This window comes from Pseudomonas sp. KH_017, from assembly GCF_057840285.1.
Map to the genome: position 1 here is coordinate 937,177 of NZ_CM174509.1, position 20,940 is coordinate 958,116.

Sequence of the window (20,940 nt, forward strand, 5' to 3'; positions counted from 1 at the left end):
AGAGTGCGCTGGTGAGTGGGTAATCGTCAGCTTCATCGCTTGGAACTGAGTTCCGTTTCGCTGGACGAAGGCGTCAAGCAAGTGCTGGATTTGCTACGCAAGCGTGGCGCGATCTAAACGCTAGCCTGAAATGAAAAACCCGCCGATGAGTGATCATCGGCGGGTTTTTTATTTGAGGTCGACTCGATCAAATGTGGGAGCGGGCTTGCTCGCGAATGCGGTGTGCCATTCAGCATTGAAGCTGGCTGATCCACCGCTTTCGCGAGCAAGCCCGCTCCCACAGGGGATTAGTGTTTGCCTGGAAATTCGCGGTGCATCTGGTCCAGCAACGCATCCTTGTCCTGCCACAGCTGGTTGATCCAGCCCTGAAACTGCAGGCGGTATTCGCCGTCCTGGTCATAGTTCTTGCCAATGAACTGCGGCGGAATCTTCAGCTCTTCAAAGTGCACCACCACGTCCGCCACATTCCCGCACAGCAAATCCCAGAAACCCGGACGCCCGGCGGGGTAGTGGATGGTCACGTTGACCAGGGATTCAAGCTGCTCGCCCATCGCATCCAGCACAAAGGCAATGCCGCCTGCCTTGGCCTTGAGCAGGTACTTGAAGGGTGACTGCTGTTGCTTGTGCTTGCCCTCGGTGAAGCGCGTGCCTTCGACGAAGTTGAAAATGCCCACCGGGTTGTTGCGAAACTTCGCACAGGTCTTGCGGGTGGTTTCCAGGTCCTTGCCTTTCTTTTCCGGGTGCTTCTCCAGATAGGCCTTGGAGTAGCGCTTCATGAACGGAAAGCCCAGCGCCCACCAAGCCAGACCGATCACCGGGACCCAGATCAGTTCTTGTTTGAGAAAGAACTTCAACGGTTGAATGCGTCGGTTGAGCACGTATTGCAGCACCAGGATGTCGACCCAGCTCTGGTGGTTGCTGGTGATCAGGTACGAATGCTGATAGTCGAGGCCCTGCAGGCCGCTGATGCGCCAGCGCGTGCGACGGACCAGATTCATCCAGCCTTTGTTGAGGCTGATCCAGGCTTCGTGGGTATGGCTCATCAGCCAGCCCGCGAGGCGCTGGGTGAAGGCGAACGGCAATACCTTGACGAGCGCCACGCAGAACAGGAACGAGCAGAGCAAAATCGTGTTCAGCGCCAACAGCAGCGAGGCGATCACGCCTCGCAGCGGAGCAGGTAGGAAGTCCAGCATTTACACATCCATAGGTCGGTTGGCGGCTTGGATCGCGGTCAGGGCGATGGTGTAGACGATGTCATCGACCTGCGCGCCGCGGGGCAAATCGTTCACCGGTTTGCGCAGGCCTTGCAGCATCGGCCCGAGGCTGACGCAGTCGGCGCTGCGCTGTACGGCCTTGTGCGTGGTGTTGCCGGTGTTGAGGTCGGGGAACACGTACACCGTGGCACGGCCGGCCACCTGACTGTTCGGCGCCAATTGCCGGGCCACGCTTTCGTTGGCGGCGGCGTCGTACTGCAGGGGGCCGTCGATCAGCAGCGAGTGCTGTTGTTCGTGGGCGAGCAGGGTGGCTTCGCGAACCTTCTCGACTTCTTCGCCGCTGTCCGACTCGCCGCTGGAGTAGCTGATCATTGCCACCCGTGGCGTGATGCCGAAGGCGGCGGCCGAATCAGCGCTTTGCAGGGCGATCTCTGCCAGTTCGCTGGCACTTGGATGCGGGTTCATCACGCAGTCGCCGTAGATCAGCACCTCTTCCGGGAACAGCATGAAGAACACCGACGACACCAGGGTGCAGCCCGGCGCGGTTTTAATCAGTTGCAGGGCCGGGCGGATGGTGTTGGCGGTGGTGTTGATCACGCCCGACACGAGACCGTCGACTTCATCCAGGGCCAGCATCATGGTGCCGATCACCACGGTGTCTTCCAGTTGTTGCTCGGCCATCGGCGCGTTGAGGCTTTTGCTTTTGCGCAGCGCGACCATCGGTTCGACATAGCGCTCGCGGATCAAGTCCGGATCGATTATTTCCAGTCCCGGCGGCAGCTCGATGCCTTGGGCGCGGGCGACGGCCTGCACGTCCTCGGGCTTGGCCAGCAACACACAGCGCGCGATGCCACGGGCCTGGCAGATCGCGGCGGCCTGCACGGTTAGCGGCTCGCTGCCTTCGGGCAACACGATGCGCTTGTTGGCCGCCTGGGCGCGCTGGATCAGTTGATAACGGAAAACCGCTGGCGACAGGCGCATTTCCCGTGGCGTGCCGCAGCGCTGATGCAACCAGTTGGCATCGAGATGGCCGGCGATGAAATCGGTAATGATCTCGGCGCGTTCGCGGTCGTCGATGGGGATTTCCTTGTTCAGGCCATTGAGCAGGTTGGCGGTGTCATAGGAACCGGTACTCACCGACAGCACCGGCAACCCGGCCTGCAGGGCGCCGCGGCACAGGTCCATGATGCGTGGGTCGGGCAGGGTGTCGCTGGTTAGCAGCAGGCCAGCCAGCGGCACGCCGTTCAGGGCCGCGAGGCTGACGGCGAGGATGATGTCGTCGCGGTCGCCGGGGGTCACCACCAGCACGCCGGGCTTGAGCAACTCCACGGTGTTGCGCATGGTGCGGGCGCAAATGATGATCTTGGTCATGCGCCGGGTTTCGTAATCACCGGCGTTGAGTACCTGCGCGCCCATCAGGTCGGCAACGTCGCGGGTGCGCGGGGCGTTCAGTTCCGGCTGGAACGGAATGCAGCCGAGCAAGCGGAAGTCACCACTGCGCAGCAACGGCGAATGCTCCTTCAGGCGTGTGGCGAAGGCCTCCATGCTTTCCTCGGTCTTGACCTTGTTGAGGATCACACCAAGGACTTTCGGGTCCTTCGGGCCGCCGAACAATTGCGCCTGCAACTCGACGCGACCGGAGAGCTCGGTCAGCACTTCGTTTTCCGGTGCCGAGACCAGGATCACCTCGGCGTCGAGGCTCTTGGCCAGGTGCAGGTTGACCCGCGCGGCATAACTGGCGCTGCGGGTCGGCACCATGCCTTCAACGATCAGCACGTCCTTGCCGATGGCAGCCTGCTGATAAAGGGTGATGATTTCTTCGAGCAACTCATCGAGCTGACCGTCGCCGAGCATGCGCTCGACATGGGCCAGCCCCAAGGGCTGGGGCGGTTTCAAGCCATGGGTACGCGCCACCAGTTCAGTGGAACGTTCCGGGCCAGTGTCGCCCGGGTGCGGCTGGGCAATCGGCTTGAAAAAACCGACCTTGAGCCCGGCCCGCTCAAGGGTACGCACCAGCCCGAGGCTGATGGAGGTCAGACCCACACCAAAATCGGTGGGCGCGATAAAAAAAGTTTGCATGCGGATTCTCTAAAGGTGCATTGCAAAGGTGATGACCTATAACTGGTCGTCTACCGAAATTCAGTCGCCAAGGTTATCGCTAACCGAGCCCTGTGCGCACCAACCGCAGGCAAAGGGTTGGCCTATTTTTTCCTGGCGCTGCGCAGGGTCCATGACCCAGGCACGTGATTGCCATGGCGGTTGGTGCCGCAGGTGTTGGGTGTGGCCGCAGGAAAGCTCGGCCACCCAGTGTCCGTCCTCGTCCTGGTGGAAGCCTGTGATCGTCGAATCCCGTTTGTCCGGGTTGTGTTCGCTTTCGGTCGATTGCTTCGCTAAACTTGGCCTTTCAATCTTCTTATGCAAAAGGTCTCGCCCCATGCTGATCGCCGCCAATAAGGCTGTCTCCATCGACTATACCCTGACCAACGACGCTGGTGAGGTCATCGACAGCTCCGCCGGCGGCGCGCCGCTGGTCTACCTGCAAGGCGCAGGCAATATCATCCCGGGCCTGGAAAAGGCTCTGGAAGGCAAGACTGTCGGCGACGAGCTGACCGTAGCCGTTGAACCGGAAGACGCTTACGGCGAATACGCTGCCGAACTGGTCAGCACCCTGAGCCGCAGCATGTTCGAAGGCGTCGACGAGCTGGAAGTGGGCATGCAGTTCCACGCTTCCGCTCCGGACGGCCAGATGCAGATCGTGACCATCCGTGATCTGGACGGCGACGACGTCACCGTTGACGGCAACCACCCGTTGGCCGGTCAGCGCCTGAATTTCCAGGTCAAGATCATCGACATCCGTGACGCCAGCCAGGAAGAAATCGCTCATGGCCACGTCCATGGCGAAGGTGGCCATCACCACTGATTTCTGCGCTAAGCTCAGATAACTGGAGAGGCGCCCTATGGGCGCCTCTTTAGTCTGCGGCTGTCCCTGACGACACCGCCAAGTGGCTGTTTCGAGAAGAACACGGGAATCTGGAGTACGCCATGAGTGCTTTTCACGACCTTAAATTGACAGCCCTGGATGGACAGGAGCTACCTCTGGCGCCTTTCAAAGGCCAAGTCGTACTGGTGGTCAACGTCGCCTCAAAATGCGGCCTGACCCCGCAGTACGCGGCGCTGGAAAACCTCTATCAGCAATACAAGGGCAAAGGCTTCAGCGTGCTGGGCTTGCCGTGCAACCAGTTTGCCGGGCAGGAACCGGGGACCGAGCAAGAGATCAAGGATTTCTGCAGCCTCAACTATGGCGTGACCTTTCCGTTGTCCAGCAAGCTGGAAGTCAACGGGCATGAACGTCATCAGTTGTACCGCCTGCTGGCGGGCGAGGGCGCGGAGTTTCCCGGCGACATCACCTGGAACTTCGAGAAGTTCCTGCTGGGCAAGGACGGCCGAGTACTGGCTCGGTTCTCGCCACGTACGGCACCGGATGATCCGACCATCGTTCACGCGATTGAAAAAGCGCTGAGCTGATTCCCCCCTGTAGGAGCGAGCTTGCTCGCGATGGACGTCAACGATAACGCTGCAAGCCTGATACGGCGCGGCGTTCTCCAGTCCATCGCGAGCAGTCGAGCGTCGACCGGCTGCTCCTACAATATTCCCTATCTTTTGATCCTTAATCACTGCAATCAATAGTGCTGTTCAAAGCGACGCCCACTCCATATTATCGCCGTCATAAAATTACTTCCCGTGGAGCGTCCCATGCCAGTCAAAGCCCTGTTCAAACCGTTCCACCTCGGCACCCTCGAACTGCCGACCCGCGTCGTCATGGCGCCGATGACCCGCTCCTTTTCCCCGGGCGGCGTGCCTAATTCCAAAGTGATCGAATACTACCGTCGTCGCGCCGCCGCGGGCGTCGGCCTGATCATCACCGAAGGCACCACCGTCGGTCACAAGGCTTCCAACGGCTACCCGAACGTTCCGCATTTCTACGGTGAAGCGGCCCTGGCCGGCTGGAAGAAAGTCGTCGACGCCGTTCACGCCGAAGGCGGCAAGATCGTTCCGCAGTTGTGGCATGTGGGCAGCGTACGCCGTATCGGCACCGAACCGGACGCCAGCGTGCCGGGTTATGGCCCGTCGGAAAAAGTGAAGGAAGGTCAGGTCGTGGTGCACGGCATGACCAGGCAGGATATCCAGGACGTGATCGCCGCGTTCGCCCAGGCCGCCAAGGATGCCCAGAGCATCGGCATGGACGGCGTGGAAATCCACGGTGCCCACGGTTATCTGGTGGACCAGTTCTTCTGGGAAGGCAGCAACCAGCGTAGCGACGAATACGGCGGCAGCCTGGCCAACCGTTCGCGCTTCGCCATTGAATTGATTCAGGCCGTGCGGGCCGCGGTCGGTGAAGGTTTCCCGATCATCTTCCGTTTCTCCCAGTGGAAGCAACAGGACTACACCGCGCGTCTGGTGCAAACCCCGGAAGCCTTGGGCGAGTTCCTCAAGCCGCTGGCCGACGCAGGCGTGGATATTTTCCACTGCTCGACCCGCCGCTTCTGGGAACCGGAGTTCGACGGTTCCGAGCTGAACCTTGCCGGCTGGACCCGCCAACTCACCGGCAAACCGACCATCACCGTGGGCAGCGTCGGTCTGGATGGCGAGTTCCTGCAATTCATGGTCAACACTGACAAGGTCGCGCAGCCCGCCAGCCTGGAAAAACTGCTGGAGCGCCTGAACAACGATGAGTTCGACCTGGTGGCGGTCGGCCGTGCCTTGCTGGTGGACCCGGACTGGGCGCAGAAAGTGCGCGACGGCCGTGAGGAAGACATTCTGCCGTTCAGCCGTGAGGCGTTGATGACGCTGGTTTAAGCGGCGACCGGGAAGGCCTCATCGCGAGCAAGCTCGCTCCCACATTGATCGATGGTGACCACAAATCCTGTGACCACCGCAGAACTACTGTGGGAGCGAGCTTGCTCGCGATGGCGGACTTCAAATCACCCAAGATTCAGGGAGCAATCGGTGCATTCGGCACCACCATCTCCCCCGCACACGCCCCGCGCAACTGCCCTTCGAACTGCTCGATAATCGACGCCCAACCCTGGCGACTGGCGTGCTGGCGCGCATTGAGCCTCACATTGCGCAAGGCTTCCCTTTCCTCCAGCAGCCATGCCGCTGCATCGCAGAACGCCTCTTCATCCCCGGGCATCGCCAGCACGCCGTTGTAGCCATGACGAATATGCTGGGCGGCTGCCGCCTGGTCGTAGGCGACCACGCCAAGCCCCGAAGCGAGTGCTTCAAGCACCACATTGCCGAAGGTTTCGGTCAGGCTCGGAAACAGAAACACGTCGCCCGAGGCGTAGTGACACGCCAGGGCTTCACCCCGTTGGGTGCCGCAGAAAATCGCCTCAGGCATTTCGTTTTCCAGTTCCTGGCGCTGCGGGCCATCGCCGACCACGATCAGTTTCAGCGTGCGCTGGGGATAACTCGCCTTGAGGGTATTGAAGGTGCGCTTGAGCAAGCCGAGATTCTTTTCCGGGGCCAGGCGTCCGACATGAATGACGGCGATGTCTGCCTCGGCCAGTCCCCATTGCTCGCGCAGGGCATTCAAGCGTTTGGCCGGGTGAAACAATTCGCTGTCGACCCCACGGGACAGCAACGCCAGTCGCTCGAACTGACGTCGCTCCAGTTCCAGGCGCTGGCTGACGCTGGGCACCAGGGTCATGGTCGAGCGATTGTGGAACCAGCGCAGGTAGTGAGTCAGCAGGCGCGTGAGCAAACCAAACCCGTACTGGTTAGAGTATTGCTGGAAATTGGTGTGGAAACCGCTGACCACGGAAATCCCCAGTCGCCGTGCCGCACGCAACGCAGAGAGACCCAGCGGTCCTTCGGTGGCGATGTAGAGCACATCCGGGCGGTGACGCGTCCAGCGCCGCAGCAGTTTGTGCATCGACGACTGACCCCATTGCAGGCCGGGATAGCCCGGTAGTGGCCAGCCGCGGCACAACAGCAATTCATCGTCGCTGCCCAGCTGCTGGTCGCAGCCCTGGCGCGGCCGCACCAATTCCACTTGATGCCCGCGCGCGCGCAAACCGTCGCACAAGCGACCAAGGGTATTGGCCACGCCGTTGATTTCCGGTGGGAAGGTTTCGGTGATCAGGGTGATATGCAGAGCTGTCGTCATGACCCCAGTGTCGACCGGGGCCATGTCGTCAGTGTGACGTCAGGATGATGTATTTGTGACTTAGCGTTGGGTCACCAGGTTTTCCGCGCCGCGTTCACGTACCCAGAACAGCGTCGCGCCGGCCACGGCCGCCGGCATCATCAGGATGTTGACCACCGGAATCAGCAGCACCAGATACACGCTGCCGCCGAAGCTCATGCTCTGCCAGCGCTTCTGGCGCAGCCAGGCGAGCATTTCGTTCCAGCCCAGCTTGTGGTTGTCCGCCGGGTAGTCGATGTACTGGATCGCCATCATCCACACCCCGAACAACAGCCACAGCGGCGCGGCGACGATGTTCACCACCGGGATGAACGAGAGGATGAACAGCCCGATGGCCCGGGGCAGAAAGTAGCCGAGCTTGCGCATCTCCCGGGCCAGGGTGCGCGGAATCATCGCGATCAGCTCGCCCCAACTGAAGGCCGGGAAGTCATCGGTACCGCGTACCACCACTTCGACTTTCTCCGCGAGGAAGCCGTTGAACGGCGCGGCAATGACGTTGGCGAGCATGGTGAAGGTGAAGAACACCATCAACACCACCAGCACCACGAACAATGGCCAGAGGATGTAGTTGAGAAAACTCAGCCAGTCGGGCAGAGACGGCATCAGGGTGTCGACCCACAGGCTGAATTGATGGCCGGCCAGGTAGATCAATCCGACGAACAGCACCAGGTTGATTGCCAGCGGCAACAGCACAAACAAACGCAGGCTGGGGCTCAGCACCAGCTTGAGGCCTTCGCGCAGGTATTGCGGGCCGGACAGAACAGGGGCGGGCATAAGAGGCTCCAAGCAGAGGGAAAACGCGCCGACCTTACCGGCTTTGCTTCACAGGCGAAAGCGCGGTGGCGGTATCGACATTCACTGTAACAAAGACGTCGATATCGTCGGCCAGATGGCATAGAGACCACCTATGAGCTGGATTGTTAAACCGTATTTCCTTAATCTTCGCCCCCTCGATACGCTGCACCCAATCTTTTTACAGGACGGTCGGGTTCAAGCCTTCCCCAAGTGCTTTCAACCGTTCTTTTTTATTCCAGCCGGCAATCCGGCGTTCCGTGCCAGGTGTACCAGGCCGGTCAACAGGAGCAGGTCATGTCTGAAGTCCGTCATTCGCGAGTGATTATTCTCGGTTCCGGCCCTGCCGGTTACAGCGCTGCGGTCTATGCCGCCCGTGCCAACCTCAAGCCACTGCTGATCACCGGCATGCAGGCCGGCGGTCAACTGACCACCACCACCGAAGTCGACAACTGGCCGGGCGACGTCCACGGCCTGACCGGCCCGGCGCTGATGGAGCGGATGCGCGAGCACGCCGAGCGCTTTGAAACCGAGATCGTGTTCGATCACATCAATGCCGTCGACTTCGCTGCCAAGCCGTACACCCTGACCGGCGACAGCGCGACTTACACCTGCGACGCACTGATCATCGCCACTGGCGCCAGCGCTCGTTACCTGGGCCTGCCGTCCGAAGAAACGTTCATGGGCAAAGGCGTTTCGGCCTGCGCGACCTGCGACGGTTTCTTCTATCGCAACAAGCCGGTTGCTGTGGTCGGCGGCGGCAACACCGCTGTCGAAGAAGCCCTGTACCTGGCCAACATCGCCAGCAAGGTCACCCTGATCCACCGTCGCGAAACTTTCCGCGCCGAGAAGATCCTGATCGACAAGCTGAATGCCCGTGTTGCCGAAGGCAAGATTGAGCTGAAGCTGAACGCGACCCTGGACGAAGTGCTGGGCGACAACATGGGCGTGACCGGTGCCCGCCTGAAGAACAACGACGGCAGCTTCGACGAAGTGAAAGTCGACGGCGTGTTCATCGCCATCGGCCACACCCCGAATACCTCGCTGTTCGAAGGCCAGTTGACCCTGAAAGACGGCTACCTGGTAGTGCAGGGTGGCCGTGACGGCAACGCCACTGCCACCAGCCTCCAAGGTATCTTCGCCGCCGGTGACGTGGCTGACCACGTGTACCGTCAGGCCATCACCTCGGCTGGCGCCGGTTGCATGGCGGCACTGGATGCCGAGCGTTACCTCGACGATCTGCAGAACGCTTGATTCTGCTTTCGTTGAAATGAAAAACCGGCTTCGGCCGGTTTTTTGTGCCCACGATTTACAACCCGATCACATTCCAATGTGGGATTTTTGTTCAGGTCAATTTCTTCAGGCAGGCTTCAAGGATATCCAGTCCTTCTTCCAGAACTGTCGCCTCAATGGTCAACGGCGCCAGCAAGCGAATGATGTGCCGCGATTTGCCACTGGGCATCAACAGCAGACCCGCATCCCGCGCCAGAGCCAGCAGTTGGGTCAATTGTGCCGGTGCGGGCGAGCCATCGGCGTTGATCAACTCTATGCCACGCATGGCGCCGACGCCGGTCAGGCGTCCCAGGTACGGCGTCAGGTTGTTCGCACGCCAGCTTTCATGGCGACCGACAATCGCTTCTTCCTGTTGGGCGCCCCAGGCATGCAGGTTGGCATCGGTCATTTCGTCCAGGGTTGCCAGTGCCGCTGCGCAGGCGATGGGATTGCCGGAGTAAGTGCCACCGAGTCCGCCCTTGGGCAAGTTGTCCAGCAGCGACTTGCGCCCGACCACCGCACCCAGCGGCACGCCGCCGGCGATGCTTTTGCCGAGCAGGATCAGGTCCGGCTCGATGCCCAGCCGCGAGAACGCGAAGCGCTGGCCGGTTCGGCCGAATCCGGACTGGATTTCATCGGCGATCAGCACGATGCCCTTGTCGTCGCAGAACTTGCGCAGCACCTGGGCGAACTCGGCCTCCATGGCCAGGAAGCCCGCTTCGCCCTGCACCGGTTCGACGATAAAGCAGGCGACGTCTTCGACATCAATCTCGACGCTGAACAGGCGCTCCATGGCTTTGCGGGCTTCGGCACCGGTGACGCCGTTGTCCTGGCTGGGGAAGGGCAGGTGAAACACCGGCCCTGGCAGCACGCCGACTTTCTGTTTGTAGGGCGCGACTTTGCCGTTGAGGTTGAGTGTCGCCAGGGTGCGACCGTGGAAGGCGCCATCAAAGGCAATCACAGCGCTACGACCGGTGGCACCACGGACGATCTTCAGGGCGTTTTCCGCCGCTTCCGCGCCGCTGTTGGTGAGCATGCCGCTGACCGGGTAACCCACCGGCATGAACGCACTGAGGCGATCCATCAGTTCGAGGTAAGGCACATGGGGTGCAGCGTTGAACGCGTAGTGGGTCAGTCGGGTGGCTTGTTCGCGAATGGCTTCGACGATGCGCGGATGGCAATGGCCGAGGTTGAGCACGCCGATGCCGCCGACAAAGTCGATGTAGCGCTTGCCATCGGTGTCCCAGACCTCGGCGTTTTTGCCGTGGCTGAGCGTGACAGGGTGAACGATGTTGATCGACTGGCTGATGGTTTCGCTGCGCATGAATGACCGGCTCGGAAGAAGGAGGACTTCTTTTTATCTAAGCCGTGAGCGGTGGTGCGGGGCAAACGAAATAAAGTTGCCGGGTCAATCTTAAAAGTCGGGTTGTACTGTCGATCATCTGTAGGAGCGAGCCTGCTCGCGATGGTGGTGAACGATTACGCGTAAAACCAGATGCCCAGCGGTGCTCTTGGGTTTTTCGCGAGCAGTCGTGCGTCGACCGGCTGCTCCTACAATTTGAATCAGCGGCGGGTCAGCGGCTGTTGGGTGAAATTCACACCAGCCAGGCCATGGGCAATCAACGCGCGGATGTTGCCGTGGTCGCTGCCTTCAGGCGTCGCCAGCACCGAGCGGTAATGCTCGCCGAAAGCCAGCAACGCTTCTTCATCACTCAAACCTTCGAGCAGCGCCAGGCCCAGGGTCTTGCACGAGCCTTCGTTCTGCCCGGCCGCGTTTTCCACGCCACCGTTGTTGAAGGCCTGAGGCTGGTAGTCGTAACCGGCTGCGATGAAGGCCAGGGTGTCGGCGAAGGCGTGTTCGCCGCTTTTGAGGCTGGCGCGCAGGGTGTTCAAATCACTCATTGGGTTTTCCTTTGGCGAACGCCGCTTGCTGGTCGGCGCTGGCTTCTTGCTGATATTGGGCTTTCCATTCGGCGTACGGCATGCCGTAAACCACTTCACGGGCTTCGTCGAGGCTGACCTCGATCTGGCGGTCGTCGGCTGCGGCCTTGTACCACTTGGACAGACAGTTGCGGCAAAAGCCCGAGAGGTTCATCAGGTCGATGTTCTGCACATCCTTGCGGCTGTCCAGGTGGGCCACCAGCCGACGAAAGGCGGCGGCTTCGAGTTCCAGGCGTTGTTGATCGGTCATGGCGGTCTCTGCGAGTCAGCTTCAAGCGGCACGCTTGAAGCTGCAAGTTGGATGGCGGTGGCTGCAAGTTTACAGCTTGGCGCTTGTGGCTTGAAGCTAGCGGCTCGCTGCAAGCGTAATCGACACCGACTCGGCGAATCGCAGCGCGTGGGGCTTGTCGACCTCGACCTCGGCGTACAGCACCGATGCGTTAGCCATCACCAGGTCGAGAATTTCCTGGGTCAGGCGTTCGAGCAGCGCAAAGCGGTTGCCTTCCACATGGGCGATGATCGCCTTGGTAATGGTCCGGTAGTTCAACGCGTGATCGATGTCGTTGTCCCTTACCGCTTCCTGGGCTGCGTACAGAATGGTGAGGTTGATCAGTACATCCTGCTTGTTGAGGATTTCATCCTCGTTGATGCCGATGAAGGTACGCAGGCCCAGGTCTTTGACCCGGATGCGTGCCATGCCTGGCTGAAGTTGTGGCATTGCTACTTGCTCCGTCCAATCAATTGCAGGAACTCCTGGCGGGTGTTGCTCGACTCGCGGAAGGCGCCGAGCATCACCGAGGTGTTCATGGTCGAATTCTGTTTCTCGACGCCGCGCATCATCATGCACATGTGCTGCGCCTCGATGACCACTGCGACGCCTGCCGCGCCGGTCACCTGTTGCACCGCGTCGGCGATTTGCCGGGTTAGGTTTTCCTGGATCTGCAGGCGCCGGGCGAACATGTCCACCAGCCGCGCGATCTTCGACAGGCCCAGCACCTTGCCGGTTGGAATATAAGCCACATGCGCCTTGCCGATGAAGGGCAGGATGTGGTGTTCGCAAAGCGAGTACAGCTCGATGTTGTCGACGATGACCATTTCATCGTTGTCGGAGGCGAACAGCGCGCCATTGACGATCTCTTCGACACTTTGCTCGTAACCATGGCAAAGGTACTGCATGGCTTTGGCTGCACGCGTCGGCGTATCGAGCAAGCCTTCGCGGTCGGGGTTTTCACCGAGACCGATGAGGATCTCTCGATAGTTCTGGGGCAGGGATAACGTCATGGAAAATCCTCGCGGGACACTATTTGATGTGCCTTCCGCCATTGACGGTCAGGGTGGTGCCGGTGACATAAGGGTTGTCGAGCAGATAGCGCAGGCTCTGGTAGATCACTTCGCAGCCGGGTTCGATGCCCAGCGCGGATTTGGCCAGCACTTTGGCGCGGTAGGCCGCGTCGTCTTCAGGGTTGAACAGTAGCAGGGCCGGCGCGATCCCGTTGACCTTGATGGCCGGCGCGTACCTGGCGGCGAAGGACAGGGTCAGGCTGTCGAGCCCGGCTTTGCTGGCGCAATAGCCGATGTGCTTGCTGCTGCCCTTGCGGGTCACGTCATCGCTGATGTGCACGATGTCGGCGGGGCTCGAGCGTTGCAGCAGGTCGGCGCAATGCAGGTTGATCAGGTAGGGCGCCAGCATGTGCACGCTGAACATGCGGGTGAATGCCGCGGCGTCGGTGTCGGGCGTTTCGGCCAGCCATTCGGAGGCGTTGTGGACAATCGCCCGCAAACAGTCGGTGTGGGTTTTCAGTTCGCTGATGAAGGAGAGGATCCCGGTCTCGCTGGCGAAGTCCGCGAACACCGCGGTGGCTCCCAGGTCGCGCAGGGCTTGTACACCGGGACGCTCGCTGCGGTAGCTGAAAATCACCCGATGGCCATCTTCCAGCAATCGCCGGGCGCAGTGCAGGCCGACACGCTGGCCGGCGCCGGTAATGAGAATAGGGGCTGCGGAAGAAGTCATGAACGGCTCGCATCGCGGTGAGAGCAAAACTATACCAGCGACGGGAGTGCTATACCTATTGTGCAAAAACGGGCCTGTGTGGGAGCGGGCTTGCTCGCGAAAGCGTGGTGTCAGACAGTACAAATATTGACTGATACATGGCCTTCGCGAGCAAGCCCGCTCCCACAGGGGGATCAGCGATTTTGGACGGTGGGTTCTGCGGGCAGCGGTCGCGCTGGCGCACTGATAAGCCAATTGGCCAGCAAACGGGTCGACAACGGAATGAACAGGTAAACCATCAGCGGCGTCAGGCACAGTGTGCTGATGAATACCCGCGGCAGCAGGCTCATGTCACTCATCAGCGGACCGAGCACAAAGTTGAACAGCAGCGAGACCGGAAAGAACGCCAGCCAGATCGCCACGGCCTGTTTCCAGCGCGGCGGGCGTTGACCGACGGCACCGAACCAACCTTCGATACCGCTGACCCGGTGTTCTATCGGGTGGGCGAACAGGTCGCTGCCACGTGCCAGCCAGGCAGTGCGCGAGGCCGAATGCTCCCAGACGTGCAGGGACTGTTCGTCGGCGAAGCGGAAAATGATCTGGAATTCGTCATCGCCGGGTGGCGGTGCGAGTACGCCGGAGCCGAGGTAGCCGGGAAAGTCGGTGGCCAGTTGTTCGCCTTCGCGCAACCAGGCGATCAGGTCCTGGTAACGTCCATTGGCAACGCGGCGCGCAACCATCAGCGTGACGGGTGGGGTAGACATTGTGTATCTCCGTAAGGCATTTGCGTCGCTCCGGATAGGAGCTTCGCCAGGCACAGCGCCGGGGTGGTGGGCTGCGACTCGAAACAAGCAAGGATTATTCCTGATTCTGCCCGTGGCGTCTGTGACGTTTATCCGCTGATTCGCGGCATCGATTCTTTACGGAAATTTTACGGGGCAGGGGCGTTAGAATAACGCTCGGACGATACAGGGATGTTTCAACAGGATGCCCATATTTACTGACGTCGCTTCAGGCTCCACGCAGGCCGTCGCTCTCGAACAGGAAGAACTCTTTCCCATTCGCGAGGTGGCGCGACTGACAGGTGTCAACCCGGTCACGCTTCGAGCCTGGGAACGACGCTACGGCCTGATTGTTCCAACACGCACCGATAGCGGGCATCGACTGTATTCGATGTCCGATATTGAGCGTGTCCGTAGCATTCTCGGCTGGATCGAGCGCGGTGTTGCGGTCAGCAGGATCGGCAAGATCCTGGCCAGGACCGAGCCGCTCCAGGCGCTGTCCCACATCATCCCCAACAGCCTCGTGGAAGCCGATTACGCGCAGTGGCAGCAGTTGGTGCTTGCTGCGGTCAACGGGTTTGACGACATTCGGCTGGAGCAGGTCTACGGGCAAATCTTTTCCAGTTACTCACTGCCGGTGGTGTTCCAGGACATTCTGATCCCTGTCTGGAAGCAGTTGTTGCAACGCCAGGACCAGTTCGGTGGAACCAGCGAGTGGCTGTTCCTGGATGGTTTTCTGCGTTCCCGGGTGGTGCAGCGTTTGTTGTTGCTGCGCGACAAACAGCCACGTCGTGTGGTCATCTGTGCCCTGGTAGGCCAGTGCCGGGAGCTGGAGCTGCTGGTCGCCGCCCTGTTCCTGAGTTCCGGGCCAGTGGCCGTTCGCGTGCTGAACATGGGCCAGCCGTTCGAGGAACTGGCCCTGACGTGTGAAAGGATCAAGCCCTTGGCGTTGGTGCTGTTTTCCAATCATGCGCCGACTGCCGAGTTGCCACGGCGCTTGAATCGCCTGGCCATGAGTCTGGAGTGTCGATTGTTGTTGGCCGGCGATGCTTGCGACCTGGCACAGGAGAGCCTGGCCGGGTCATCGATCGGTTGCCTGGGCAATGCAGGGGAGGTCATGAGCCAGCGTCTGAAGCAGTTCCTGGCGGGTAATCTGGATACTTGAAGTTCAGAGATGCAGCGCTGGATGAGTCAAGCGATGCTGTTGCAGGATGAACTGGCGCAGACGCTCGGTTTCATCCGTATCGTTCTGGCTCAGCTGATAGGCAAAGAAACCCTGTTCGTTTTCTTTCTCGAAAGTGCCACGCAAGGCAATTCGCTCATAGCCTGACGGGCTGAACCACAAGGCGAAATGCTTCGGTGGCTTGGTCTTGTTGCGAACCTCCAGCAGAACCCCTTTGCACGACACTTCGTGTACCCACAGGGTGCCGGGTTGACCCTTGGCGTTTTCCAGCGCTACCGGTTCGTCCAGTACCAGGCGCCAAGGCCGGGCCATCGGCCCGTCTTCATAGATGCTCGGCACACCGAGGCGCAAATGCAGCGCATGAAACTCGTCTTCCACCAGGTGCAGGGGGAAGGTCATTTGCTGGTTTTCGAAACTGGCTTGAATGGTGACCTGCTCATGGGCCGCCAGACGGGTGAGCAGGTCACGGATTTGTGACCCACCGTTGACGAGCAGACTCGACGTCGCGTCCCGCACATTGAGTTGCGGGTTGTGTTGCATGGCCTGGATGAAATCCAGCTCATCCTGGGTCAGGAGCGCGTCGCGTTGCATGGCCAGCTCGAAAGATAGGGTTACAAAGTCATTGGTGATTGTAGTTACTGACCATTAATTCTGAATTTTGTTTTTACCGTTCGTCGCCTTGAGCGCGGCAATCTCGGCCTGGAGTTCAGCCAACTGCCCCTCCAACTGGGCCACGCGCTGTTGCGCCTTGACCTGCACGGTGACGTCTTTCTGCACACCGACAAAATAGGTTTGCCCGTCCGCTGGATTTTTCACCGTGGAAAGGGACAGCTCGTTCCAGAACGGTGTGCCGTCCTTGCGGTAGTTGCGCAGTATTTCCCGGCAGCATCCTTCACCGTTCAAGGCGTCGCGAATCAGCGGCAGGGCTTCCTGGTCGCGATCCCCCGACTGCAGGAAGCGGCAATCCTGATAGAGGATTTCTTCGCTGGAGTACCCCGTCAGGCGTTCGAACGCGGGGTTGACGTAAATGAGGATTTTGTCCTGATCACCTTCCTTTTCGGCAATCACGATACCGTCGTTGGAGGCGTTGATCACCATTTGCAGCAGCTGTGCATTAATCATCGGAGTATCCTTTCCTGATTGATTGTCAATTGCATTCTAAAAGAATAATCACGACCGTGGTGTTAATATCCGGGTCTTTTACTCGGATTCAGGATCAGATTGATGAAAGTCGCCATCATTTCCGGCTCGGTGTACGGCACGGCCGAAGAAGTTGCCCGCCACGCCGCCAGCCTGTTGAAAGCCGCCGGTTTCGAAACCTGGCACAACCCGCGTGCGACCCTCGCCGATGTCCAGGCGTTTGGCCCCGAAGCCTTTCTGGCGGTGACGTCGACCACCGGCATGGGTGAGCTGCCGGACAACCTGCAACCGCTGTATTCGAGCATTCGTGAGCAATTGCCAGTGGCTTGGCGCGGTTTGCCAGGTGCAGTGATCGGATTGGGCGATGCGAGTTATGGCGATACTTTTTGTGGCGGCGGCGAGCAGATGCGCGAATTGTTCGGTGAACTGGGCATTCGCGAAGTACTGCCGATGTTGCGTCTGGATGCCAGCGAAACGGTGACCCCCGAGACGGACGCCGAGCCTTGGCTGGCGGACCTGATCAGCGCATTGCGCGCCTGATCGTTACCCCGGCATCCATGCCAGTCAGGGGGCTGACAGTGCGGTAAAAACTGCCTGTCAGACCCTTGCTGACGCCGGTCATTCGACATGGATCCAGGGCAACAGGACGACTGACTCGCAGGGCCACCAAGCTGGCTGCGAATGCAACTACACGAACCTCAAGGGCTGACTAGACTCGGTAATCATTGGAAACACTCCATCATGAAAACACCGAGGCTCCTTGCCGTGACTGTCGCTCCCGTCCAATCGCCACACAGTGTCAAAGACCAGGTCAGTGCTGCCGAGTGGCAGACCCGCGTCGACCTGGCGGCCTGTTATCGCCTGGTCGCCCAACATGGCTGGGATGACCTGATCTTCACCCATATCTCCGCCAAGGTGCCCGGCACCGAAGATTTCCTGATCAACCCGTTCGGGTTGATGTTTCACGAAATAACCGCGTCGAGCCTGGTCAAGGTGGATCAGGCCGGCAACAAGCTGATGGACAGTCCTTACGAGATCAATCCGGCGGGCTACACCATCCACAGCGCCGTGCATGAAGTCCGTCACGATGTCGTCTGCGTGCTCCACACTCACACGGCTTCGGGGGTTGCGGTGTCGGCACAGAAGCAGGGCGTTCTGCCGATCAGCCAACAGTCGTTGTTCGTGCTTTCCAGCCTGGCCTATCACGCCTACGAAGGCGTGGCGCTCAACCATGAAGAGAAAGTGCGGCTGCAGGCCGACCTCGGTGAAAACAATTTCCTGATGTTGCATAACCACGGTCTGCTGACCTGCGGCAGCACCATCGCCGATACGTTCCTGATGATGTTCACCTTTCAGCGTGCCTGCGACATTCAGGTCATGGCGCAAAACGGTGCCGCTGAACTGATCGCCATCGAACCGCAGATTCTGGCCGGCGCCAAAGCCATGATCGCGGGAGTCACCCGAAGTGCTCAAGGAATGGGCGGTGCGCTGGCGTGGCCGGCGCTGCTGCGTAAACTCGATAAACTGGACCCGGGTTATAAACTCTAATGGCACTCGCCGAGATCCCTCTGTGTGTCTGGCGCAAGCGCAGCCAGACATTCATTTTTCGTGACCAGAGCATCCGTTACTGGACAGCAGGGCAGGGTGAGCCACTGCTGCTCATTCACGGCTTTCCGTCCGCCAGTTGGGACTGGCATTACCTGTGGCAGCCATTGGCCCAGCGCTTTCGCGTGATCGCTTGCGACATGCTGGGCTTTGGCGACTCGGCCAAACCGGCGAATCACGAATACAGCCTGCTGGAGCAAGCGGATCTGCAACAGGCACTGCTTGAACACCTGAATGTGGAGCAGCCAGTGCACCTGCTCGCCCACGATTACGGCGACAGCGTGGCTCAGGAACTGCTGGCCCGGCATTACGAATCGCGGTTGGAGCTGGCCAGTTGCGTGTTTCTCAACGGCGGGTTGTTTCCGGAAACCCACCACCCGCTACTGATGCAAAAACTCTTGCTCAGTCCTTTGGGCTGGATGATTGGTCGCGCCTTCAGCCGTGATGGCCTGGTGAGAAGCTTTCGGCAGATTTTCGGTCCGCAAACCCGTCCCAGTGAAAGCCAGATGGATGATTTCTGGAGCCTGGTCGAAAGCCATCGCGGGCCACGGATCATGCACAAATTGATCGCCTACATCCCGGAGCGACGCGTCTGGCGCAACCGCTGGGTGAGCGCGATGCAACGCGGTGAAGTGCCGCTGCGAGTGATTGATGGCGGGGTCGATCCGGTCTCCGGCGTGCACATGGTCGAGCGTTACCGGGAGCTGATCCCGGAGGCGGACACGGTGGTGTTGCCCGACATTGGCCACTACCCACAGATCGAGGCGCCCTGCGAGGTGCTCAAGCACTACCTGGCGTTTCGCGATCAACTGCTCTTGCCGCCGCGCAAGGTGGCGTGTTCCTGATTCGCAGCGTTGAATCTGTTCTGCTTCTGTGGGATCGCGTCATCCTGTCCGACGCGATCATCATCCCCCAGCCTTATCGCCCACCATTCAGCCTCCCCCGTGTTCATTGTGACCCGCTGCGCCGTGCCTGAAACTCGGCCTCACTGTCCCTTGGCCTGCTGGAGTCCCCCATGAATGAGTCTGTGCGCTTCGAAGATAAAGTCGTGATCATCACCGGAGCTGGTGGCGGCCTGGGACGGGCGCATGCACTGCTGTTCGCCAAACAGGGCGCCAGGGTGCTGGTCAACGATCTTGGCGGCTCGACTCAGGGCGAAGGCGCCAACGCCTCGGCCGCCGACCGCGTGGTCGCGGACATTCGCGAGGCTGGCGGCATCGCCGAGGCCAACCACGACTCGGTCACTGACGGTGACAAACTGGTCCAGCACGCCCTGGACGTCTTCGGTCGCGTCGATGTGGTGGTCAACAACGCCGGGATTCTGCGCGACAAGACCTTTCACAAAATGGATGACGCCGACTGGGACCTGGTTTACCGCGTCCACGTCGAAGGTGCCTACAAAGTCACCCGCGCCGCCTGGCCACACATGCGCGAGCAAAACTACGGCCGGGTCATTTTCACCGCGTCGACCTCGGGCATCTATGGCAACTTCGGCCAGTCCAACTACGGCATGGCCAAGCTCGGTCTCTATGGCCTGACCCGCACCCTGGCCATCGAAGGCCGCAAGAACAACATCCTGGTCAACGCCATCGCCCCCACCGGTGGCACGCGCATGACCGAAGGCTTGATCCCGCCGCAAGTCTTCGAACAGCTCAAGCCCGAACTGGTCAGCCCGCTGGTGGTGTACCTGGCCAGCGAGAACTGCCAGGAAACCTCCGGTCTGTTCGAAGTCGGCGGCGGCTGGATGGGCAAGGTCCGCTGGGAGCGCAGCCTCGGTGCCGGGTTCGATCCACGGACGGGTTTCACCCCGGAAGACGTGGCGGCGCACTGGCAGCAGATTTGCGACTTCGAAGGCGCGGCGCATCCGAAAGACAACATCGAAGCGCTGAAGGAAATGATGGGGAATTTACATAAATATACGCTCTGATAGCGCCGGCAAGGTCGTATTGACTGACCTTGCCGGTTGTTGCATTTGTCGGCTGGAAGCCGTTTGCCAATGATCAGCGGGGAAAGTATTTGACTACCAGCGCCTTCAGATTGGCGGCGGTTTGTGCGTCCATTTTTCCATCGAAGTTATCCGGACGAAAATGCATCTGGAATGCCCGCACCAACTGTTGAAAACCGCCTTCGGTTGACGCCCCCGAAACATCGTATCCATAGGATTTGAACAACCCCAGCAATTCGCTTCGGGCTGGAACGCCCGATGTGGTGTATTGGCGCAGATACTCGTCCCGAGTGGTTGCTTCGAACCAGGCGCCGACGCCTTTCAAGTACAGCGCCTGCCAGGGAAACATCGGCCCCGGGTCACTTTTGCGGCCGATCGCAATATCTGAGTGGCCCAAAACCTGCGTCGGTGTGATATCCGGGTAGCGCTTGAGGATGTTCAGCGCCAGTTGTTCAATCGCAGCAATCTGCTCGGGGTGATACGGCGGGAAGGTGAATTCGCCGTTGTTGTCAGTCGCCAGGTTGACGACTTCAATGCCGATGGACGTGTCATTAAGATTGCTGCGGTTACCCCACTGACTGACACCTGCGTGCCACGCGCGATAGGTTTCATCCACCAGGCTGAAAACTTCCTGCCCGGTATGGCCGGCTTTCAGGTAACTGGGGTCAGTGATATCTGGAATCAGATAGTGCGCGCTGACATTCGGGCCGGTGAGGGCACTGACAGAACTTGAAAAGTTAGCGGCCGTGTAGTGAAGAATCAGAAAGCGTATTCGACTGTTGAAGCTTCGGGTTGAGCGATACTGGTTGTAGTTGATGGGTTTCATGGTTGCACTCGCAATAAGTAAGTTTGAAGCCGGACGAAGATA

Annotated in this window: 24 protein-coding genes; 9 read left to right on the top strand and 15 right to left on the bottom strand. The window is 60.0% G+C overall.

Going from position 1 to position 20,940, the window contains the following annotated elements; genetic code table 11:
- Positions 1-287 precede the first annotated feature (287 nt).
- From yihG to AC3IT6_RS04195, 3 genes are read right to left on the bottom strand one after another with little or no spacing between them, the layout of a single operon-like run.
- Entirely contained in the window at positions 288-1,193 is a 906-nt protein-coding gene (yihG, locus tag AC3IT6_RS04185) for a 1-acylglycerol-3-phosphate O-acyltransferase, YihG family (protein WP_489354379.1), read from the bottom strand.
- A complete protein-coding gene (gene pta / locus AC3IT6_RS04190; RefSeq protein WP_489354380.1) occupies positions 1,194-3,293 on the bottom strand; it encodes a phosphate acetyltransferase in 2,100 nt (699 codons plus the stop codon). It abuts the gene before it with no gap.
- A 60-nt stretch (positions 3,294-3,353) separates the two neighbouring features.
- A complete protein-coding gene (locus AC3IT6_RS04195; RefSeq protein ID WP_489272152.1) occupies positions 3,354-3,680 on the bottom strand; it encodes a DUF3565 domain-containing protein in 327 nt (108 codons plus the stop codon).
- On the opposite strand from AC3IT6_RS04195, the gene AC3IT6_RS04200 reads away from it, so the two are divergent.
- From AC3IT6_RS04200 to AC3IT6_RS04210, 3 genes are all read left to right on the top strand, one after another.
- Positions 3,649-4,134, top strand: coding sequence for an FKBP-type peptidyl-prolyl cis-trans isomerase (locus AC3IT6_RS04200; protein ID WP_008150718.1), 486 nt, complete (start codon positions 3,649-3,651; stop codon positions 4,132-4,134). The two genes, AC3IT6_RS04195 and AC3IT6_RS04200, sit on opposite strands and share 32 nt — an antisense overlap.
- Before the next feature lie 122 nt (positions 4,135-4,256).
- The gene (locus tag AC3IT6_RS04205; RefSeq protein WP_103394180.1) at positions 4,257-4,739 is read left to right on the top strand and encodes a glutathione peroxidase; all 483 of its coding nucleotides are present in this window, start codon (positions 4,257-4,259) and stop codon (positions 4,737-4,739) included.
- Positions 4,740-4,967: 228 nt separating this feature from the next.
- On the top strand, positions 4,968-6,071 hold the full coding sequence (locus AC3IT6_RS04210; RefSeq protein ID WP_489354381.1) for an NADH:flavin oxidoreductase: 1,104 nt from the start codon (positions 4,968-4,970) through the stop codon (positions 6,069-6,071).
- Positions 6,072-6,207: 136 nt separating this feature from the next.
- Here AC3IT6_RS04210 and AC3IT6_RS04215 read toward each other — a convergent pair whose 3' ends face one another.
- Both AC3IT6_RS04215 and cysZ read right to left on the bottom strand, forming a co-directional pair.
- Entirely contained in the window at positions 6,208-7,407 is a 1,200-nt protein-coding gene (locus AC3IT6_RS04215) for a glycosyltransferase family 4 protein (RefSeq protein ID WP_489354382.1), read from the bottom strand.
- A 36-nt stretch (positions 7,408-7,443) separates the two neighbouring features.
- Positions 7,444-8,196 (bottom strand): sulfate transporter CysZ, encoded by a 753-nt coding sequence (gene cysZ, locus AC3IT6_RS04220; RefSeq protein ID WP_489354383.1) that lies wholly within the window; start codon positions 8,194-8,196, stop codon positions 7,444-7,446.
- 315 nt (positions 8,197-8,511) lie between these two features.
- Between cysZ and trxB the strand changes: the two genes are divergently transcribed.
- The gene (trxB, locus tag AC3IT6_RS04225; protein ID WP_489354384.1) at positions 8,512-9,468 is read left to right on the top strand and encodes a thioredoxin-disulfide reductase; all 957 of its coding nucleotides are present in this window, start codon (positions 8,512-8,514) and stop codon (positions 9,466-9,468) included.
- 91 nt (positions 9,469-9,559) lie between these two features.
- On the opposite strand, the gene AC3IT6_RS04230 is transcribed toward trxB, so the two are convergent.
- From AC3IT6_RS04230 to AC3IT6_RS04260, 7 genes are all read right to left on the bottom strand, one after another.
- Positions 9,560-10,810, bottom strand: a complete 1,251-nt coding sequence (locus AC3IT6_RS04230) for a 2-aminoadipate transaminase (protein ID WP_489354385.1) — start codon at positions 10,808-10,810, stop codon at positions 9,560-9,562.
- A gap of 239 nt (positions 10,811-11,049) precedes the next feature.
- Positions 11,050-11,388 carry a HopJ type III effector protein gene (locus AC3IT6_RS04235; protein ID WP_223448078.1) on the bottom strand — a complete coding sequence of 113 codons (339 nt, stop codon included), beginning with the start codon at positions 11,386-11,388 and terminating at the stop codon, positions 11,050-11,052.
- Positions 11,381-11,677, bottom strand: coding sequence for a DUF1244 domain-containing protein (locus AC3IT6_RS04240; RefSeq protein WP_046040093.1), 297 nt, complete (start codon positions 11,675-11,677; stop codon positions 11,381-11,383). Before AC3IT6_RS04240 ends, AC3IT6_RS04235 begins: the two co-directional genes overlap by 8 nt.
- A gap of 96 nt (positions 11,678-11,773) precedes the next feature.
- Positions 11,774-12,145 (bottom strand): dihydroneopterin triphosphate 2'-epimerase, encoded by a 372-nt coding sequence (folX, locus tag AC3IT6_RS04245; RefSeq protein ID WP_056728405.1) that lies wholly within the window; start codon positions 12,143-12,145, stop codon positions 11,774-11,776.
- A gap of 2 nt (positions 12,146-12,147) precedes the next feature.
- Entirely contained in the window at positions 12,148-12,708 is a 561-nt protein-coding gene (folE, locus tag AC3IT6_RS04250) for a GTP cyclohydrolase I FolE (RefSeq protein ID WP_008046221.1), read from the bottom strand.
- Positions 12,709-12,727: 19 nt separating this feature from the next.
- On the bottom strand, positions 12,728-13,438 hold the full coding sequence (folM, locus tag AC3IT6_RS04255; RefSeq protein WP_489354386.1) for a dihydromonapterin reductase: 711 nt from the start codon (positions 13,436-13,438) through the stop codon (positions 12,728-12,730).
- A 173-nt stretch (positions 13,439-13,611) separates the two neighbouring features.
- A complete protein-coding gene (locus AC3IT6_RS04260; protein WP_489354387.1) occupies positions 13,612-14,181 on the bottom strand; it encodes an antibiotic biosynthesis monooxygenase in 570 nt (189 codons plus the stop codon).
- 223 nt (positions 14,182-14,404) lie between these two features.
- Between AC3IT6_RS04260 and AC3IT6_RS04265 the strand changes: the two genes are divergently transcribed.
- On the top strand, positions 14,405-15,364 hold the full coding sequence (locus AC3IT6_RS04265; RefSeq protein ID WP_489354388.1) for a MerR family transcriptional regulator: 960 nt from the start codon (positions 14,405-14,407) through the stop codon (positions 15,362-15,364).
- A gap of 3 nt (positions 15,365-15,367) precedes the next feature.
- On the opposite strand, the gene AC3IT6_RS04270 is transcribed toward AC3IT6_RS04265, so the two are convergent.
- Together AC3IT6_RS04270 and AC3IT6_RS04275 are read right to left on the bottom strand one after the other, a co-directional pair.
- On the bottom strand, positions 15,368-15,973 hold the full coding sequence (locus AC3IT6_RS04270) for a hypothetical protein (protein ID WP_150727404.1): 606 nt from the start codon (positions 15,971-15,973) through the stop codon (positions 15,368-15,370).
- 54 nt (positions 15,974-16,027) lie between these two features.
- Positions 16,028-16,504, bottom strand: a complete 477-nt coding sequence (locus AC3IT6_RS04275) for a PAS domain-containing protein (RefSeq protein ID WP_489354389.1) — start codon at positions 16,502-16,504, stop codon at positions 16,028-16,030.
- A 102-nt stretch (positions 16,505-16,606) separates the two neighbouring features.
- Between AC3IT6_RS04275 and AC3IT6_RS04280 the strand changes: the two genes are divergently transcribed.
- The 4 genes from AC3IT6_RS04280 (at position 16,607) to AC3IT6_RS04295 (ending at position 20,054) form a co-directional block, all read left to right on the top strand.
- Positions 16,607-17,062, top strand: coding sequence for a flavodoxin (locus AC3IT6_RS04280; protein ID WP_489354390.1), 456 nt, complete (start codon positions 16,607-16,609; stop codon positions 17,060-17,062).
- 201 nt (positions 17,063-17,263) lie between these two features.
- Complete coding sequence (locus AC3IT6_RS04285) at positions 17,264-18,070, top strand: class II aldolase/adducin family protein (protein ID WP_489354391.1); 807 nt, start codon at positions 17,264-17,266, stop codon at positions 18,068-18,070.
- Positions 18,070-18,972, top strand: a complete 903-nt coding sequence (locus tag AC3IT6_RS04290; protein ID WP_489354392.1) for an alpha/beta fold hydrolase — start codon at positions 18,070-18,072, stop codon at positions 18,970-18,972. The genes AC3IT6_RS04285 and AC3IT6_RS04290 overlap by 1 nt, the downstream gene beginning before the upstream one ends.
- A gap of 170 nt (positions 18,973-19,142) precedes the next feature.
- Positions 19,143-20,054, top strand: coding sequence for an SDR family oxidoreductase (locus tag AC3IT6_RS04295; protein WP_489354393.1), 912 nt, complete (start codon positions 19,143-19,145; stop codon positions 20,052-20,054).
- Positions 20,055-20,127: 73 nt separating this feature from the next.
- Here AC3IT6_RS04295 and AC3IT6_RS04300 read toward each other — a convergent pair whose 3' ends face one another.
- Complete coding sequence (locus AC3IT6_RS04300; protein WP_489354394.1) at positions 20,128-20,898, bottom strand: N-acetylmuramoyl-L-alanine amidase; 771 nt, start codon at positions 20,896-20,898, stop codon at positions 20,128-20,130.
- Positions 20,899-20,940 lie beyond the last annotated feature (42 nt).